Source organism: Streptomyces sp. NPDC093071 (assembly GCF_044754545.1).
In the GTDB taxonomy this organism is placed as follows: domain Bacteria; phylum Actinomycetota; class Actinomycetes; order Streptomycetales; family Streptomycetaceae; genus Streptomyces.
Map to the genome: position 1 here is coordinate 118,460 of NZ_JBIVPH010000014.1, position 15,570 is coordinate 134,029.

Annotated in this window: 15 protein-coding genes; 1 reads left to right on the forward strand and 14 read right to left on the reverse strand. The window is 72.4% G+C overall.

Features of this window, described 5'->3' with window-relative positions:
- Window positions 1-25 precede the first annotated feature (25 nt).
- From lepB (ACIQD7_RS32430) to ACIQD7_RS32470, 9 genes are all read right to left on the reverse strand, one after another.
- Window positions 26-946 carry a signal peptidase I gene (gene lepB / locus ACIQD7_RS32430; protein ID WP_121832358.1) on the reverse strand — a complete coding sequence of 307 codons (921 nt, stop codon included), beginning with the start codon at window positions 944-946 and terminating at the stop codon, window positions 26-28.
- Window positions 882-1,898, reverse strand: a complete 1,017-nt coding sequence (gene lepB, locus ACIQD7_RS32435; RefSeq protein WP_383407823.1) for a signal peptidase I — start codon at window positions 1,896-1,898, stop codon at window positions 882-884. Before lepB (ACIQD7_RS32435) ends, lepB (ACIQD7_RS32430) begins: the two co-directional genes overlap by 65 nt.
- The gene (gene lepB, locus ACIQD7_RS32440; RefSeq protein ID WP_402446579.1) at window positions 1,891-2,841 is read right to left on the reverse strand and encodes a signal peptidase I; all 951 of its coding nucleotides are present in this window, start codon (window positions 2,839-2,841) and stop codon (window positions 1,891-1,893) included. Before lepB (ACIQD7_RS32440) ends, lepB (ACIQD7_RS32435) begins: the two co-directional genes overlap by 8 nt.
- A gap of 69 nt (window positions 2,842-2,910) precedes the next feature.
- Window positions 2,911-3,261 (reverse strand): 50S ribosomal protein L19, encoded by a 351-nt coding sequence (rplS, locus tag ACIQD7_RS32445; RefSeq protein WP_030223083.1) that lies wholly within the window; start codon window positions 3,259-3,261, stop codon window positions 2,911-2,913.
- Between the two features lie 128 nt (window positions 3,262-3,389).
- The gene (gene trmD, locus ACIQD7_RS32450; protein ID WP_351969993.1) at window positions 3,390-4,211 is read right to left on the reverse strand and encodes a tRNA (guanosine(37)-N1)-methyltransferase TrmD; all 822 of its coding nucleotides are present in this window, start codon (window positions 4,209-4,211) and stop codon (window positions 3,390-3,392) included.
- Window positions 4,208-4,789: a ribosome maturation factor RimM gene (rimM, locus tag ACIQD7_RS32455; RefSeq protein ID WP_121833844.1), complete on the reverse strand. Its 582-nt coding sequence runs from the start codon at window positions 4,787-4,789 to the stop codon at window positions 4,208-4,210. The genes trmD and rimM overlap by 4 nt, the downstream gene beginning before the upstream one ends.
- A gap of 107 nt (window positions 4,790-4,896) precedes the next feature.
- Window positions 4,897-5,136 (reverse strand): RNA-binding protein, encoded by a 240-nt coding sequence (locus tag ACIQD7_RS32460; protein ID WP_020868149.1) that lies wholly within the window; start codon window positions 5,134-5,136, stop codon window positions 4,897-4,899.
- A 2-nt stretch (window positions 5,137-5,138) separates the two neighbouring features.
- Window positions 5,139-5,582, reverse strand: coding sequence for a 30S ribosomal protein S16 (rpsP, locus tag ACIQD7_RS32465; RefSeq protein ID WP_015036470.1), 444 nt, complete (start codon window positions 5,580-5,582; stop codon window positions 5,139-5,141).
- Between the two features lie 155 nt (window positions 5,583-5,737).
- The gene (locus ACIQD7_RS32470; protein ID WP_053644513.1) at window positions 5,738-6,331 is read right to left on the reverse strand and encodes a hypothetical protein; all 594 of its coding nucleotides are present in this window, start codon (window positions 6,329-6,331) and stop codon (window positions 5,738-5,740) included.
- A 422-nt stretch (window positions 6,332-6,753) separates the two neighbouring features.
- Here ACIQD7_RS32470 and ACIQD7_RS32475 point away from each other — a divergent pair, with 422 nt between their 5' ends.
- Complete coding sequence (locus ACIQD7_RS32475) at window positions 6,754-7,485, forward strand: class I SAM-dependent methyltransferase (RefSeq protein WP_402446584.1); 732 nt, start codon at window positions 6,754-6,756, stop codon at window positions 7,483-7,485.
- Between the two features lie 31 nt (window positions 7,486-7,516).
- On the opposite strand, the gene ftsH is transcribed toward ACIQD7_RS32475, so the two are convergent.
- The 5 genes from ftsH to ACIQD7_RS32500 all read right to left on the reverse strand — a co-directional run bounded on the left by ftsH (window position 7,517) and on the right by ACIQD7_RS32500 (window position 15,459).
- The gene (ftsH, locus tag ACIQD7_RS32480) at window positions 7,517-9,475 is read right to left on the reverse strand and encodes an ATP-dependent zinc metalloprotease FtsH (protein WP_402446587.1); all 1,959 of its coding nucleotides are present in this window, start codon (window positions 9,473-9,475) and stop codon (window positions 7,517-7,519) included.
- Between the two features lie 143 nt (window positions 9,476-9,618).
- Window positions 9,619-11,172 (reverse strand): signal recognition particle protein, encoded by a 1,554-nt coding sequence (gene ffh, locus ACIQD7_RS32485; protein WP_383417319.1) that lies wholly within the window; start codon window positions 11,170-11,172, stop codon window positions 9,619-9,621.
- A 114-nt stretch (window positions 11,173-11,286) separates the two neighbouring features.
- Window positions 11,287-13,755 carry a [protein-PII] uridylyltransferase gene (locus tag ACIQD7_RS32490; protein WP_402446589.1) on the reverse strand — a complete coding sequence of 823 codons (2,469 nt, stop codon included), beginning with the start codon at window positions 13,753-13,755 and terminating at the stop codon, window positions 11,287-11,289.
- A 22-nt stretch (window positions 13,756-13,777) separates the two neighbouring features.
- Complete coding sequence (locus ACIQD7_RS32495) at window positions 13,778-14,116, reverse strand: P-II family nitrogen regulator (protein WP_053644524.1); 339 nt, start codon at window positions 14,114-14,116, stop codon at window positions 13,778-13,780.
- Complete coding sequence (locus ACIQD7_RS32500; RefSeq protein ID WP_402446592.1) at window positions 14,113-15,459, reverse strand: ammonium transporter; 1,347 nt, start codon at window positions 15,457-15,459, stop codon at window positions 14,113-14,115. Before ACIQD7_RS32500 ends, ACIQD7_RS32495 begins: the two co-directional genes overlap by 4 nt.
- Window positions 15,460-15,570 lie beyond the last annotated feature (111 nt).

Sequence of the window (15,570 nt, forward strand, 5' to 3'; positions counted from 1 at the left end):
GGGACGGCACACTACCCGCGGGTCGTTACCCGGCGGTATGCCGCGCGAGCTGCTTCTTCCGGCGCCACAGCACCAGCGGGACCGCTCCGGCGAGGCTCGCCGCGCCGAGCGGGGCGGCGGCCACCGCCTTGTTGAGCGCGGGGTTGTCGAAGATGCCCGGCACCGGGAGCGTGGCCCAGCGGGTGACCGGCCAGGCGACGACGACGGCGCGGCCCACGACCAGGTCGTTGGCGACGGTGCCGCCGCCGGGGAGCTCCTGGTGGAAGCGGGAGTCCAGGGAGTTCTGGCGGTTGTCGCCCATGACCCAGATGCGGCCCTCGGGGACCTTGATCGGGCCGAAGGAGTCCTGGCAGGGCACGGAGCCGGGGTAGAGGTACGCGGTCTCGTCCAGCGGCACGCCGTTGAGGACGACCTTGCCGCCCTCCTTGCAGGAGACGGTGTCGCCGCCGACCGCGATGACGCGCTTGATGAGGTCCTTCTCCTCGGCGGACGGCATGAGGCCGATGAAGCTGAGGAACTTCTGCACGACGTTCGGCTTGGGCGTCTCCGCGGTCTCCAGCCAGCCGCCCGGGTCGTGGAAGACGACGACCTCGCCGCGCTCGGGCTCGGAGCCGAACCACGGGGTCAGCTTGTCGACGAGGACCCGGTCGCCCTTCTTGAGGGTGTTCATCATCGATTCCGAGGGGATCGAGAACGCCTGCACCAGGAAGGTCTTGATCAGCAGGGCGAGCACCAGCGCGATGCCGACGAGGAGGGGCAGCTCCTTCCAGAAGGACCGCTGCTTCTTGGGGGCCCTGCCGGACCCGCCCGTCCCGTCGTCGTGCGGCGTCCCGCCGCCGTGCGACCCCTCGTCACCCGTCACGTTGTCACCCGTCACGTCGTCAGCCCCGGCCTCGTGGGCCCTCTTCTCGGGCCCATCGTGTCCGGATCGTGCGCCGACGGCCAAATCCCCCACATCCACTCCTCAGTCCGTGCGAACGCCCGTCCCGGAACAGGGACAGGCCCACCACTCCCATAACGAGCAGAAGTTCCGCAGGGGTCGGGAGCCCGGGCAATCCGTTCAGATTCCGCTGGGACACACTATGCGACGCGCCGGGCGCGGCACCGGAACCGGCACCGCCGTCCGGCACTCCGGCGAAGGTCCCCCGCTCCTCCAGGGTCCGCCAGTGGCCGACGGGCCAGACGATCACCACGGCGCGCCCCACGACCTGGTCCTCCGCGATGGTGCCGTGGTCCTTCTCGTCCAAGTGGAAGCGGGAGTCGGCCGAATCGGAGCGGTGGTCGCCGAGGACGAAGATCCGGCCCTCGGGGACCTTCACCTCGAAGGGGATGGTGGACGGCGCGTTCCCCGGATGCAGGTACGGCTCGTCCAGCGGTACGCCGTTGACGGTGAGCCGCCCGTCCTCGCCGCAGCAGCGGACGGTGTCGCCGCCGACGGCCACGACCCGCTTGATGAGGTCCTGCTCGTCGGCCGAGGGCAGCAGTCCGATGAAGGTCAGGGCCTGCTTGGCCTGCTTGATGCCGACGGGGTCGTCGGCGGGCGGCACGGGGTCCTGGTGGAGCCAGTTGCCGGGGTCCTTGAAGACGACGACGTCGCCGCGCTGCGGGCGGGAGCCGAACCAGGGGGTGAGCTTGTCGACGAGCACCCGGTCCTGGATCCGGATCGTCTGTTCCATGGAGCCGGAGGGGATGACGAACGCCTGGACGAGGAAGGTCTTGAGGACGAGGGCGATGAGCACGGCGACCGTGACCAGGATCGGGATCTCCCGGATCGCGGAGCGCCGCCGGCGCCGCTTGACCTTGCGGGCGAGCTTGCGGCGCTCGGCCCGTCCGGGCAGTGCGGTGCCCTGCTCGGGCGCGTGGGCGGCCCCGCCGGCCGGCCGGCCCCGGCTACCCACGGGGCCCCGCTCCGCCGTCCCCGGAGGACGCCCCGCCGCCGGTCCCGCCGTCCCCGGATCCCGGCGCGCCGCCGGCTCCCGGTCCCGTCGGGTGTCCGCCGGCCGGTGGCGCCGGTACGGCGTCGAAGGCGTCCGTGCCCGCCACGCCGCTCCAGCGGCCGAAGGGCCAGACGATCCAGTCGGCGCGGCCGACGACCCTGTCGACGGGAACCATGCCGCCGCCGGGGCTGCCCAGGTGGTCGCGGGAGTCGCTGGACTGGCTGCGGTGGTCGCCCATGACCCAGAGCCTGTCGGCGGGGACGACGATGTCGAAGGGGACGCCGGAGGGCGGGTCGCCGGGCATCAGGTACCGCTCCACGACGGTGACGCCGTTGACCGTGAGCCGGCCGTCCTCGTCGCAGCAGACGACCCGGTCGCCGCCGGTGCCGACGACCCGCTTCACGAAGTCGGTCTCGGCGGGCTCCGCGAGCCCGAGGGCGGCGGCCCCGTCGCGCAGCAGACCGGTGACGGGGTCGCCCGCGGCCTCCTCGCGCACGAAGGACCCGGTGCCGTCGAAGACGACGACGTCACCTCGGTGCGGCTCGTCCCCGAAGCGGTACGCCAGTTTGTTCACCAGGATCCGGTCGCCGACCCGGAGCGTCGGTTCCATGGAGCGGCTGGGGATCAGGAACGGCTGGGCCACGAAGTGGCTCAGGAGCAACAGGAAGGCCACGCAGGCGGCGCCCAGGAGGGCCGTGCGCCGCCAGGAGGGCGCACGCTCGGGGTCCTCAGCGCGCTCGGGGTCCTCAGCACCCACGGGGTCACCGGAGCCCGCAGGGTCCTCGGCGCCCTCGGAGTCGCCGGAAACGCGCGCGGAGCGCGGCCCTTCCTCCGTACCGGAATCCCTGTCGGGGTCCGTGTCGGAAGAGGGGCCGCGCTCCGTGTGCTGTGCTTCGGTGTCCATCGCCGGGCAAGCCTATCCGGCCTGCCTGTGAGGGGAACCGGAAGCGCGGTGCGTGCCGGGAGCCGGGGCTCAGCGGTCGCGCTTCTCCTTGATCTTGGCGGCCTTGCCGCGCAGCTCGCGGAGGTAGTAGAGCTTGGCGCGACGGACGTCACCGCGGGTCACGAGCTCGATCTTCTCGAAGATCGGGCTGTTGACCGGGAAGGTGCGCTCGACGCCGACGGAGAACGAGACCTTGCGGACCGTGAAGGTCTCGCTGACGCCCGAGCCCTGGCGGCGGATGACGACGCCCTTGAACTGCTGGATGCGGGAGCGGTTGCCCTCGATGACGCGGACGTGCACGTTGACGGTGTCGCCCGGGCGGAAGGCGGGGAGGTCGGAGCGGAGCGAAGCCGCGTTGACCTGGTCGAGCAGGGAGGCCATGGAGGTCTCTTTCCTCGCTGATGCCACAGGTCATCAGCGGTACGTTCGAAGGGGTTTCGAGGACCGTCCACTCCTGGCGGCGTCGTTCCCCCTGTGGCAGGGGCGCGCGCCGGACGGACGGCAGCGGCCTATTCTTCCACGCCCTCGACCCTGCGCCAAAATCGGCCGCCGGGCTCGGGGGCCCACCCCATCATGGAGAGGATCTCCCGGTCCTTCTTGTCGAAGGCGGCCGGGTCGCAGCGCTCGATGAGGTCGGGCCGGTGGGCGGCGGTGCGGCGGAAGGCCTCGTCGCGCCGCCAGCGGGAGATCTTCCCGTGGTGGCCGCTGAGGAGGACGTCGGGGATGCCCCGGCCGCGCCACTCGGGGGGCTTGGTGTAGACCGGGCCCTCCAGGAGGTTGGCCATGGCCCCGGGCGCGAAGGAGTCGTCCCGGTGGGACTCGGCGTTGCCGAGGACGCCGGGCAGGAGGCGGGCGACGGCCTCGGTGACGACGAGGACGGCGGCCTCGCCGCCGGCCAGGACGTAGTCGCCGATAGAGACCTCGTAGACCGGCATCCGGGTCGCGTACTCGTCCACGACCCGGCGGTCGATGCCCTCGTAGCGGGCCGGGGTGAAGATCAGCCAGGGCCGCTCGGAGAGTTCGACGGCCAGTTCCTGGGTGAAGGGGCGGCCGCTGGGGGTGGGGACGACGAGGACGGGGCCGTGGGCGCCGGCCTCGTAGCCGTCGGCGAGCGTCTGGTCGAGCGCGTCGCCCCAGGGCCCGGTCTTCATGACCATGCCGGGGCCGCCGCCGTACGGGGTGTCGTCGACCGTGTTGTGCCGGTCGTACGTCCACGCGCGCAGGTCGTGGACGTGGACGTCGAGCTGTCCGCGCGCGCGTGCCTTGCCGACGAGGGAGACGTTCAGCGGTTCGAGGTACTCGGGGAAGATCGTGACGACGTCGAGCCTCACGCGTCCCCCTCGCGGGACTCGTCGCCGGCCTCGTCCTCGGACTCCTCGCGGGAGGAGGCGATCTCGGCGCGGTCGTCGATCAGGCCGGGCGGCGGGTCGATCACGGCCCGCTGCTCCTCCAGGTCGATCTCGGTGACGATCTCCCCGACGAAGGGGATCATCAGCTCGGTGCCGTCGGGGCGTTCGACGATGAAGAGGTCCTGGGACGGCAGGTGGGAGATCTCGGTGATCCGCCCGATCTCGGTGCCGTCGGCGAGGACGACGTCGAGGTCGATCAGCTGGTGGTCGTAGTACTCGTCCTCCTCCTCGGGCATCTCCGTGGGGTCGACCTCGGCGATGAGGAGGGTGTTGCGCAGCGCCTCGGCGCCGGTGCGGTCGCGGACGCCCTCGAAGCGCAGCAACAGGCGGCCGCTGTGGACGCGGCCGGTCTCGATGGTCAGCGGCCCGGTGGAGGCCGGGTCGGTGAGCAGGACGGCGCCGGGGCCGAGCCTGAGCTCGGGCTCGTCCGTGCGCACCTCGACGGTGACCTCGCCCTTGATGCCGTGGGCGCGCCCGATCCGCGCGACTACCAACTGCACTGCTTCATCTCTCCTGTCACACGGCTCGTACGACAACGGGCCGGGGCGGGCTCGTAAGCCCTCCCCGGCCCGTGCCGGCACAACTCAAGGTGATGCTGCCGAACTTTTCAGCGGACCTGGTCCACGTCGACGAGGTCGACCCGGATCCCACGGCCGCCGATGGCCCCCACGACGGTGCGCAGCGCACGCGCGGTGCGGCCGTTGCGGCCGATCACCTTGCCGAGGTCGTCGGGGTGGACCCGGACCTCCAGCACGCGGCCCCGGCGCAGGTTGCGCGAGGCGACCTGCACCTCGTCGGGGTTGTCGACGATGCCCTTCACGAGGTGCTCGAGAGCCTCCTCGAGCATGATCAGGCCTCGGTCGACTCGGTGGACGCGGCCTCGGCCTCGTCCGCCTTCTTGTCGGCCTTCTTGGCCTTCGGGGTGATGGCCTCACCCTTGTCGTCGCCGCCCTCGAGGGTCTTCGCGAACTCGTCGAACGAGGCGCGCTTCGCCTCCTTGGTGGCGGGGACGAGCAGCGCCTTCTCGGGGGCCGGGAGGCCCTTGTGCTTCTGCCAGTCGCCGGTGAGCTTCAGGATGGCGAGGACCGGCTCGGTCGGCTGGGCGCCGACGGACAGCCAGTACTGCGCACGCTCGGAGTCGACCTCGATACGCGACGGGTTGTACGTCGGGTGGTAGAGGCCGATCTCCTCGATCGCACGACCGTCGCGGCGGGTGCGCGAGTCGGCGACGACGATGCGGTAGTGCGGCTGGCGGATCTTACCGAGGCGCTTGAGCTTGATCTTGACTGCCACTGGAGTGGTGTCTCCTGGTCTATGACGTGGTTGGGCACTTGAGATGCCACGTGGGGTTGCGGTACTCGGATGCCCGATGGACGCGTCAGCCGGAGGAGAGAGGGGTCCTGTGCGACTGTCGAGTACAGCTAGCCATTGTGCCACACGTCGCGGGGTCAGTTGGCGGCGCCCACCGTCTCCGGGATGCGGAAGGGCTTGCCGCAGCCGCCGCAGACGATCGGCGCCTGGGCGAGCACCGACGGGACCACGCGCACGTTGCGCCCGCAGTCGCAGACGGCCTTGACCCGCACGCCGCCGCCCGAGGAACCGTGCCGGGCGGCCGGTCCGCGGAAGGAGCGCTTGGTGTCGGCGGCCGTGGCGACGGTGTGGGCCTTGAGGGCGCGGTGGAGCCGTTCGATGGTGGGCCGGTAGCGCCGCCTGGCCTCCGCGTTGAGCGTGACCAGGGAGAAGCCGCTGCTGGCGTGCGGCTCCTCGGGGTGGTCGAGGCCCATCTCCTCGGCGATCGCGAGGAAGCGGCGGTTGTGGTAGCGGCCGGCGCGGGAAGTGTCGCGGACGCCTCTGGCGGCGGCGATGCCGTGGACCGCCTCGTGGAGGAGTCGTTCGAAGGAGAGTTCCGCGCCGCAGGCGGACGAGGACTCTCCGATGAGGGATTCGGGCGCGGCAAGGTCGGGCAGCTCGGGGTGGTGCCGCTGAATGTCGGCCCACGCCTGTGCCAGCTCTGCGGCGAGAACAGGTGGTGTCGTGCTCACGTCGGGTACAACGAGCCGGAGCGCCCCCGGGTTCCATTCCGGGGCATCCCAAATATTTTGCACTTACCAGTCAGTTGCCCTTGATGCGTCCCGACGAGGGCCAGTGCGCCGAACTGCGGAGAAGCCACGCGGGGAGTCGCAAGCCCGTACGTAGCGGCGCATACGCCCCGGCGCGTAGACCGGCTACGCGCGCCCCGGAACCGCCCCCGAAACCGGAGGTCCCGCGCACGCGTGCCCCCTCCGTCCGGAGGCCCGGGGCGGGCACGAAGTGTTGCGGGGACATTACCGGGTGCGCGTGCGCGGGCGCACACCGCCCCTCCCCCGGACGAATCGGTCCGCCCCTACCACTGGACGCGGCCCCGGATGCGGAGTTCCCTGACTACGGGGGGCTGTCGTCCGAGCACTGATTGGGGCGCTTTTCCATGACACCTACGCTCGTCCCGCACCACCCCGCGCGCGACTGGGCCGAGATCCAGGAACGGATGCTCGTCCCCCTCTACGAGGCGGTGTACGACCGCCTCGGCGTGGGCGGGAACTCCCGGGTCCTCGGCCTGGGCTGCGGCTCGGGCCTGGCCCTCCTGATGGCGGCCGCGCGGGGCGCCCGGGTGGCCGGCGCGGACCGGGACCACGCGCGCGTGGAGCTGGCCAGGGAACGGCTCCCGGAGGACGTAGCCGTCACCGACGGACCGCCGGAGTGCGCCCCGTACGACGTGGTCACGGCCTTCCACGCGACGGACGGTCTGCTCCCGGAGCTGAGGGAGGTCACCCGTACGGCCCAACCGGGCACGACCGTCGTGCTCGCCGGCTGGGGGCCGCCGGAGCGGTGCGCCACGGAGCCGGTGCTGCGGGTCGCGGCCCGGCTCGCGGACCGCCGCCCGGCGGCCGGCCCCGGACCCGACCTGGACGAGCTCGCGGCCGCGGCGGGGCTGCTGCCGACCGGCTCCGGCCGGGTCGCCTGCCCCTTCGGCTACGCCGACGAGGCCAGCGCGCTGCGGGGGCTCCTGTCGACGGGCGCCTTCGACGAGGCGGTCCGGGCGACGGACCCCTCCCAGGTGGAGAAGGAGATCGAGGAGGCGCTCGCCCCGTACGTCCGCCCGGACGGGACGGTCTGGATGCCGAACGTCTTCCGGTACGTGATCACCCGCACGCCCTGAGACCCGTACGGACCCCCGGGGAGGCGCCCCGTCACGCCCCCGGCCGCTCCGGGTTCGGGCCCACGCCCGGCTCGGGGGCCGGGGCCGGGCGGGTGATGCCCGCCGCCCGGTAGGCCGCGTCCTCCTCCAGGGTCTCGTTCGCCAGGAGGGCCTCGGCCAGGGCGTCCAGCTTGTCTCGGTGGTCGTCCAGCCGCCGCAGGGCGACCTCGTAGCACTCGTCGACGATCCGCCGCATCTCCCGGTCGACGGTGTCGAGGGTCGCGGGGGCCGCCGACAGGCCGTACGCCTGCTGGGCGTCGCTCGGGATGGCGGTGAGCCGGCCGACGCGCTCGCTCATCCCCCACCGCCCCACCATGCCCCGGGCGAGGGCGGTGACCTGCTCCAGGTCGCTCTCGGCGCCGGTGGTGATCACCCCGAAGACGACCTGCTCGGCCGCCATCCCGCCGAGGGCCCCGATGATCCGGCCGCGCAGGTACTCCTCGGTGTAGGCGTACTTGTCGGCGTCCGGGGTCGACAGGGTGACGCCCAGGGCCCGGCCGCGCGGCACGATGGTGATCTTCCGGACCGGGTCGGCGCCGGGCTGGAGCATCCCGAGCAGGGCGTGGCCGCTCTCGTGGTACGCGGTCCGCCGCCGCTCCTCCTCCGGCATCACCAGGGGCCGCTCCGCACCGAGCTGGACCTTCTCCAGGGCATCGGACAGATCGGACTGGGTGACGGCCCGCTGGTCGCGCTTGACCGCGAGGAGCGCGGCCTCGTTGGCGAGGTTGGCGAGCTCCGCGCCGGTCATGCCCGGGGTCGTCCGGGCCACCTGCTCCAGGTCGACGTCCTTGGCGAGCGGGATCTCCCGGGTGTGGATGCGCAGGATGGCCTCCCGGCCGCCCCGGTCCGGCGGGTTGACGTGGACGATCCGGTCGAAGCGGCCGGGCCGGGTGAGGGCGGGGTCGAGGACGTCGGCGCGGTTGGTGGCGGCGAGGACGATGACCCCCTCGGAGCCGGTGAAGCCGTCCATCTCCGTGAGGATCTGGTTGAGGGTCTGCTCGCGCTCGTCGTGGCCGCCCATCCCGGAGCCGCCGCCCCGGGCCCGGCCGATGGTGTCGATCTCGTCGATGAAAACGATCGCCGGGGCGACCTTGCGGGCCTCGGAGAACAGCTCCCGCACCCGGGAGGCGCCCACGCCCACGATCATCTCGATGAACCCGGAGGCGGAGGCCGAGAAGAACGGCACCCCGGCCTCGCCCGCGACGGCCCGCGCGAGGAGCGTCTTGCCGGTGCCGGGAGGTCCGGCCAGGAGGACGCCCCGGGGCATCTTGGCGCCCATCGCCCGGTAGGCGTCCGGGTTCTTGAGGAAGTCGACGACGTCGTTCAGCTCGCCCTCGACCTCGTCGATGCCGGCGACGTCCGCGAAGGTGGTGCGCTTCCCGGTCTCCAGCTCGACCGGCTTGGGCGGCTGCTTGCGGCCCAGCATTCCTCCGGCGCCGCCCATGCCCGCGCTCATCCGGCGGGCGATGAACACCCAGAGCAGGACGAGCAGCAGCATCGGGGCGAGCGAGAGGAGCAGATTGGCGAGGAAGCTGCGCTCCTGGACGACCGGCTCGGCGGTGACGACGACGTTCTGCTTGGTGAGCTGCGCCCACAGGTCGTCGTCGGCGAAGGCGGGCCGCTGGGTGGTGAACTTGGTGTAGTCGCCCTTGCCGTCGGGAACGGGCCGCTTCTCCTTCAGCTGCCCCTGGATCGCGTCGCCCTTGGAGTAGATCTTGGTGACGTTCCCGGCGGCGACCTGCTTGTCGAACTCGGTGTACGAGATCGTCGGGCCGTCGCCGTCGTTGAAGAACGACAGGACGATGTTGGTGAGCAGGTACACGGCGAGGGCGGTGAGGATCAGTCCGCCCCAGCCGCCCGGCATCCGCTTCTTCGGCGACGGGGGCGGCGGGGCCCCTTCCGAGCGCCAGGGCTGATCGGTCCGCTCGCGCGGGGGTGCGGGGTCGGCCACGTGACTCTCCTCGGGGCGGCAGTGGCCCCAGTATCGAAGAGCGGGAGGAACCGGGCATCGCGGGCGGTCCGGAGGGATGAAGGGGGACGAGGAGGGGCCCGGGGCGGTTTCGCACCGCCCCGGGCCCCTCCTCGTACGTGCCGTCAGCCCATGAACTTCTTGAACTCGTCCGGCAGCTCGAAGTCCTTCGGGCTCTGGCCCGCCCCGGGCAGGCCGAAGGCGCCGCCCTGCTGCGCCTGCTCGCGGCGCTCGGCGGCGGCCTGCTCCTCGGCCTTCCGCTTCATCGGGTTGCCGCTCTTGCGCTTGCCCTTGGCCTGCTTGACCTGCTTCTTCTGCCGGCCGGGGCCGCCGCCCATGCCGGGGATGCCGGGCATACCGGGAAGGCCGCCGCCCTGGGCCATGCGGGACATCATCTTGCGGGCCTCGAAGAACCGCTCGACCAGACCCTTGACCGCGCTGACCTCGACGCCGGAGCCCTTGGCGATGCGGGCGCGGCGGGAGCCGTTGATGATCGTCGGGTCCTGGCGCTCGCCCGGGGTCATCGACTTGATGATGGCGGCCGTGCGGTCGACGTCCTTCTCGTCGATGCTGTTGATCTGGTCCTTCATCTGGGCCATGCCGGGCAGCATCCCAAGCAGCTTGCTGATGCTGCCCATCTTGCGGACCTGCTCCATCTGGGCCAGGAAGTCGTCGAGCGTGAACTCCTGGCCCTTCTTCGACGCGAGCTTCGAGGCCATCTTGGCGGCCTCTTCCTCGTCGAAGGTCTGCTGGGCCTTCTCGATGAGGGAGAGCATGTCGCCCATGCCGAGGATGCGGGACGCCATGCGGTCCGGGTGGAACGCGTCGAACTCGTCCAGCTTCTCGCCGTTGGAGGCGAACATGATCTGCTTGCCGGTGACGTGCGCGATGGAGAGCGCGGCACCGCCGCGGGCGTCGCCGTCGAGCTTGGAGAGCACGACGCCGTCGAAGCCGACGCCGTCGCGGAAGGCCTCGGCGGTGTTGACCGCGTCCTGGCCGATCATGGCGTCGACGACGAAGAGGATCTCGTCGGGCGAGACCGCGTCCCTGATGTCCGCGGCCTGCTGCATCAGCTCCTGGTCGATGCCGAGGCGGCCGGCGGTGTCGACGATGACGACGTCGTAGAGCTTGGTGCGCGCGTACTCGATGGAGTCCTTGGCGACCTGGACCGGGTCGCCGACGCCGTTGCCCGGCTGGGGGCCGTAGAAGGCGACGCCCGCGCGGTCGGCGACGACGGAGAGCTGGTTGACGGCGTTGGGGCGCTGGAGGTCGCAGGCGACGAGCAGCGGGGAGTGGCCCTGGCCCTTGAGCCAGAGGCCGAGCTTTCCGGCGAGGGTGGTCTTGCCGGCGCCCTGGAGACCGGCGAGCATGATCACGGTCGGCGCGGTCTTGGCGAACCGGAGGCGACGGGTCTCCCCGCCGAGGATCGAGACCAGCTCGTCGTTGACGATCTTGATGACCTGCTGGCTCGGGTTCAGCGCCTTGGAGACCTCGGCGCCGAGGGCCCGCTCCTTGACGTTGCGGATGAACGCGCGCACGACCGGCAGGGCGACGTCGGCCTCGAGGAGGGCGATACGGATTTCCCGGGCCGCGCTGTCGATGTCCTGCTCGGAAAGGCGACCCTTGCCCCGGAGGTTCTTGAAGGTCGCGCTCAGGCGGTCGGAGAGAGTATCGAACACGGCGCTCGTCGGTCCTTGAGGTCGGGGGCGGAGAATCGCCCTCCAGGGTATCCGGCCCCGCGAAGAAAACGTCCCCGCCCATCGGTTCCCGGTGGGCGGGGACGCGCCCCCGGGTCATCCCAGCGCCGTCTCCAGCGTCCTCGCCAGGTCCACCGCCTCCTCCGGCGGCAGCAGGGAGCCGTCCGGGCGGGTCACGTAGAGGGTGTCGACGGCGTTGGCGCCCAGGGTGGAGACGTGCGCGCTCCTGACCCGTACCGCCGCCCCCTCCAGGGCGCGGCCGATGCGGTGGAGGAGGCCGGGGGCGTCCTGGGCGCGGACCTCGATGACGGTGGCGAGGCGGGAGTCGGCGGCGGCGACGGTGACGCGGGGCGGCGGGGCGGTGAGGCCCCGGCGCCGGGGGTAGGCGGCCTCGCGTTCGGCGAGGCGGGCGGAGATGTCGAGGGAGCCGTCGAGGGCGCGGACGAGGTCGGCGCGGAGCCGGGCGGCCTCGGGCAGGGAGCCGTACTCGGCGGCGACGCGCCAGTCGAGGACGAGGACGGAGCCGGTGCCGAGTCCGGTGGGGAGGTCGACGGCCCGCAGGTCGGCGGCGCGGACGGTGAGGCGGTGCAGGGCGAGGACGCCGGCGACGGCGGGCAGGACGCCGGGCTGGTCGGGCAGGGCGATGACGAGTTCGACGCCGACGGGCTCGGGGGCGGAGGCGTCGGATTCGGGGTCGGCCGCGTGCTCGTCCCGGGCGTGCAGGGCGAGGACGGGTTCGCCGGTGCGCAGGGCCTCGATGGCGAGGCGTTCCTGTTCGGCGCTGGGGGCGGCGGCCTCGGGGTCGGGCAGGGGTTCGCCCGCGAGCACGCCCGCGACCCGTTTGACCAGGTCGGCCACGAGCGAGGCGCGCCAGGAGGACCAGGCGGCGGGGCCGGTGGCGAGGGCGTCGGCCTCGGTGAGGGCGTGCAGGAGCTCCAGGGTGCCGAGGGTGCCGACGGCGGTGGCGACGGCCTGGACGGTGGCGGGGTCGTCGAGGTCGCGCCGGGTGGCGGTCTCGACGAGGAGCAGGTGGTGGCGGACGGCGGTGGCGACGACGGCGGTGTCGGTGCGGTCGAAGCCGACGCGGGCGGCGAGGTCGCGGGCGATGGTCTCGCCGGCGACGGAGTGGTCGCCGGGCCAGCCCTTGCCGATGTCGTGGAGGAGGGCGGCGACGAGGAGGAGGTCGGGGCGGCCGACGCGGCGGGTGAGCGAGGCGGCGCGGACGGCGGTCTCGACGAGGTGGCGGTCGACGGTCCAGGTGTGGACGGGGTTGCGCTGGGGGCGGCAGCGGACGCGTTCCCAGTCGGGGAGCAGCCGGGTGACGATCCCCTCGGCCTCCAGGGCCTCCCAGACGGGGACGGTGGCCTCTCCGGCGCCGAGGAGGGTGACGAGTTCCTCGCGCGCCTCGGCGGGCCAGGGCACGGGGAGGGGTTTGGCGGTGGCGGCGAGGTGACGTACGGCGTGCGGGGAGAGCGGCAGGCCGGACTGGGCGGCCGCGGCGGCGGCCCGCAGGGGCAGCACGGGGTCGCGTTCGGGTTTGGCGGTGCGGGCGAGGACGACCTCGCCGTCCATCTCGACGACGCCCTCGGCGAGCGGGGTGCGCTCGATCGGGGGCTTGCCGCCGGACCGTCCGCCGCCGGACCTTCCGAGGAGGGACCGGAGGCGGGGGCGGGCCGAGCGGGCCTTGAGGACGCGGTTGACCTCGCGCCAGGTGACGTCGGTGGCGTACGAGATGGTCCGGGCGGCCTCGTACACCTCGCGGAGCAGGGTGTCGGCGTCGAGGAGGCCGAGTTCGGCGGCGACGGCGTCCTGTTCCTGGAGGGCGAGCCGGTCGGTGGCGCGGCCGGTGACCAGGTGGAGGGCGTCGCGGGTGTCGAGGAGGCGGCGGCGGGCGCGGTCGAGTCCTTCGCGGGGGGCGTCGGCGAGCCAGGAGGCGGCGACGGCGCGGAGGGCCTGGGCGTCGCGCAGTCCGCCGCGGGCCTCCTTGAGGTCGGGTTCGAGGAGGAACTGGAGCTCGCCCGCGCGTTCGGCGCGTTCGCGGCAGAGTGCGTCGAGTTCGGGGAGGCGCTTGGGCGCCTGGTTGCGCCAGTCGGCGAGGACGGTGGTGCGCAGGGCGGCGACGAGTCCGGCGTCTCCGGCGAGGGGCCGGGCGTCGAGGAGGCCGAGGTGGACCTTGAGGTCATCGGCGGCGGTGGTGCGGGCCTCGGCGGGGGTGCGGACGGAGTGGTCGAGGGCGAGCCCGAGGTCCCAGACGGGGTACCAGATCCGGTCCGCGAGGGCGGCGATCGCGGCCTTGTCGGCGGTGCCGTCGTGGAGCAGGAGGAGGTCGAGGTCGCTGCGGGGGGAGAGTTCGGAGCGGCCGTAGCCGCCGACGGCGACGAGGGCGGTGCCGCGGGGCGGCGCGGCGGCGGCGAAGAGGGCGGCCAGCCAGTCGTCGGTGAGGCGGGCGAGGGCGGTACGGCGCGGCGGCCCGGACCGCTCCTTCTCGTGGAGGAGGAGCAGCCGGGCCGCCGCGTAGCCGGGTCCCGCGTCTTCGTTCTCTGCGCTGACTTCGAGGTTCGTCACCCGGCGGCTCCTCACGTGTTTCCTACAGTGCGTCCGGACCGCGCTCGCCGGTGCGGACCCGTACGGCGGTCTCGACCGGCACGCTCCACACCTTGCCGTCTCCGATCTTGCCGGTTCGGGCGGCCTTGACGACGACGTCGACGAGCTGTTCGGCGTCCTCGTCCTCGACGAGGACCTCGATGCGGATCTTGGGGACCAGGTCGACGGTGTACTCGGCGCCCCGGTAGACCTCGGTGTGGCCGCGCTGGCGGCCGTAGCCGCTGGCTTCGGTGACGGTGAGGCCGTGGACGCCGAACGCCTGGAGGGCCTCCTTGATCTCGTCGAGCCGGTGCGGCTTCACGACCGCGGTGATGAGCTTCATGCGTCCACCTTCTTGTTCTCCGTGACGGCCGGGGCGGGGGCGGCGGTGGTGCGGGAGGAGGTGCCGCCGCCGGCGCCGCTGAAGTCGTACGCGGTCTCGGCGTGCTCGACCTGGTCGATGCCGGAGACCTCGTCGTCCTCACTGACCCGCATCCCGATGGTCTTGTCGACGATCAGGGCGAGGATCGCGGAGGCGATCAGAGAGTAGGCGAGGACCGCGAAGACGCCGACGGCCTGCTTGCCGAGCTGCTCCAGGCCGCCGCCGTAGAAGAGGCCCTTGGCGTCGGACTGGACGCCGCCGGTGGCGAAGAAGCCGACGAGGAGGGAGCCGACGACACCGCCGACGAGGTGGACGCCGACGACGTCGAGGGAGTCGTCGTAGCCGAACTTGTACTTGAGGCCGACGGCCATGGCGCAGAGGAGGCCGGCGACGGCGCCGACGGCGATCGCGCCGAGGGGGCTGACGGAGCCGCCGGCGGGGGTGATGGCGACGAGGCCGGCGACCGCGCCGGAGGCGGCGCCGAGGGTGGTGAAGGAGCCGTGGCGGATCTTCTCGTAGGCGAGCCAGGCGAGCATGGCGGCGGCGGTGGCGACCTGGGTGTTGACGAACATCACGGCGCCCACGCCGTCGTCGTTGCCGAGCCAGGAGCCGGCGTTGAAGCCGAACCAGCCGAACCAGAGGAGCGCGGCGCCGAGCATGACCAGCGGGAGGCTGTGCGGGCGCATCGGGTCCTTTTTGAAGCCGACGCGCTTGCCGATGACGAGGATGACGCCGAGGGCGGCGGCGCCGGCGTTGATGTGGACGGCCGTGCCGCCGGCGAAGTCGATGACGCCCATCTCGAAGAGCCAGCCGCCGGAGCCCCAGACCCAGTGGGCGACGGGGAAGTACACGACGGTGGCCCAGAGGGTGATGAAGAGGGCCCAGGCGGTGAACTTGACGCGGTCGGCGAGGGCGCCGCTGATGAGGGCGGGGGTGATGACCGCGAACATCAGCTGGAAGACGGCGAAGACGTAGACGGGGATGGTGTAGCCGTCCCACAGTTCGGTGATGCCGATGCCGCTGAGGCCGACGTAGTCGGAGGACCAGCCGACGATCGAGCCGACGTCGGTGCCGAAGGCGATGCTGAAGCCGTAGAGCACCCACAGGATTGTGACGATCCCGAGGCTGACGAAGCTCATCATCAGCATGTTGAGGGTGGACTTGACGCGGACCATGCCTCCGTAGAAGAAGGCGAGTCCCGGGGTCATCAGCATGACCAGGGCGGAGCAGATGAGCATGAACCCGGTGTTGGCGGCGGACAGCGCGGGGGCGTCTGCGGCCAGGGTCGTGATGGCTGGTGCCATCGGCGTCTCCTCGTCGTCGGTACGGCCTGTGCGGGGCGGGGCCGGAGAGCGGCCGGCCGTGAGGGGTGGCCGGTTATGGGCCAGAGATTCGCGCAGCGCGGTTTCCGGCGG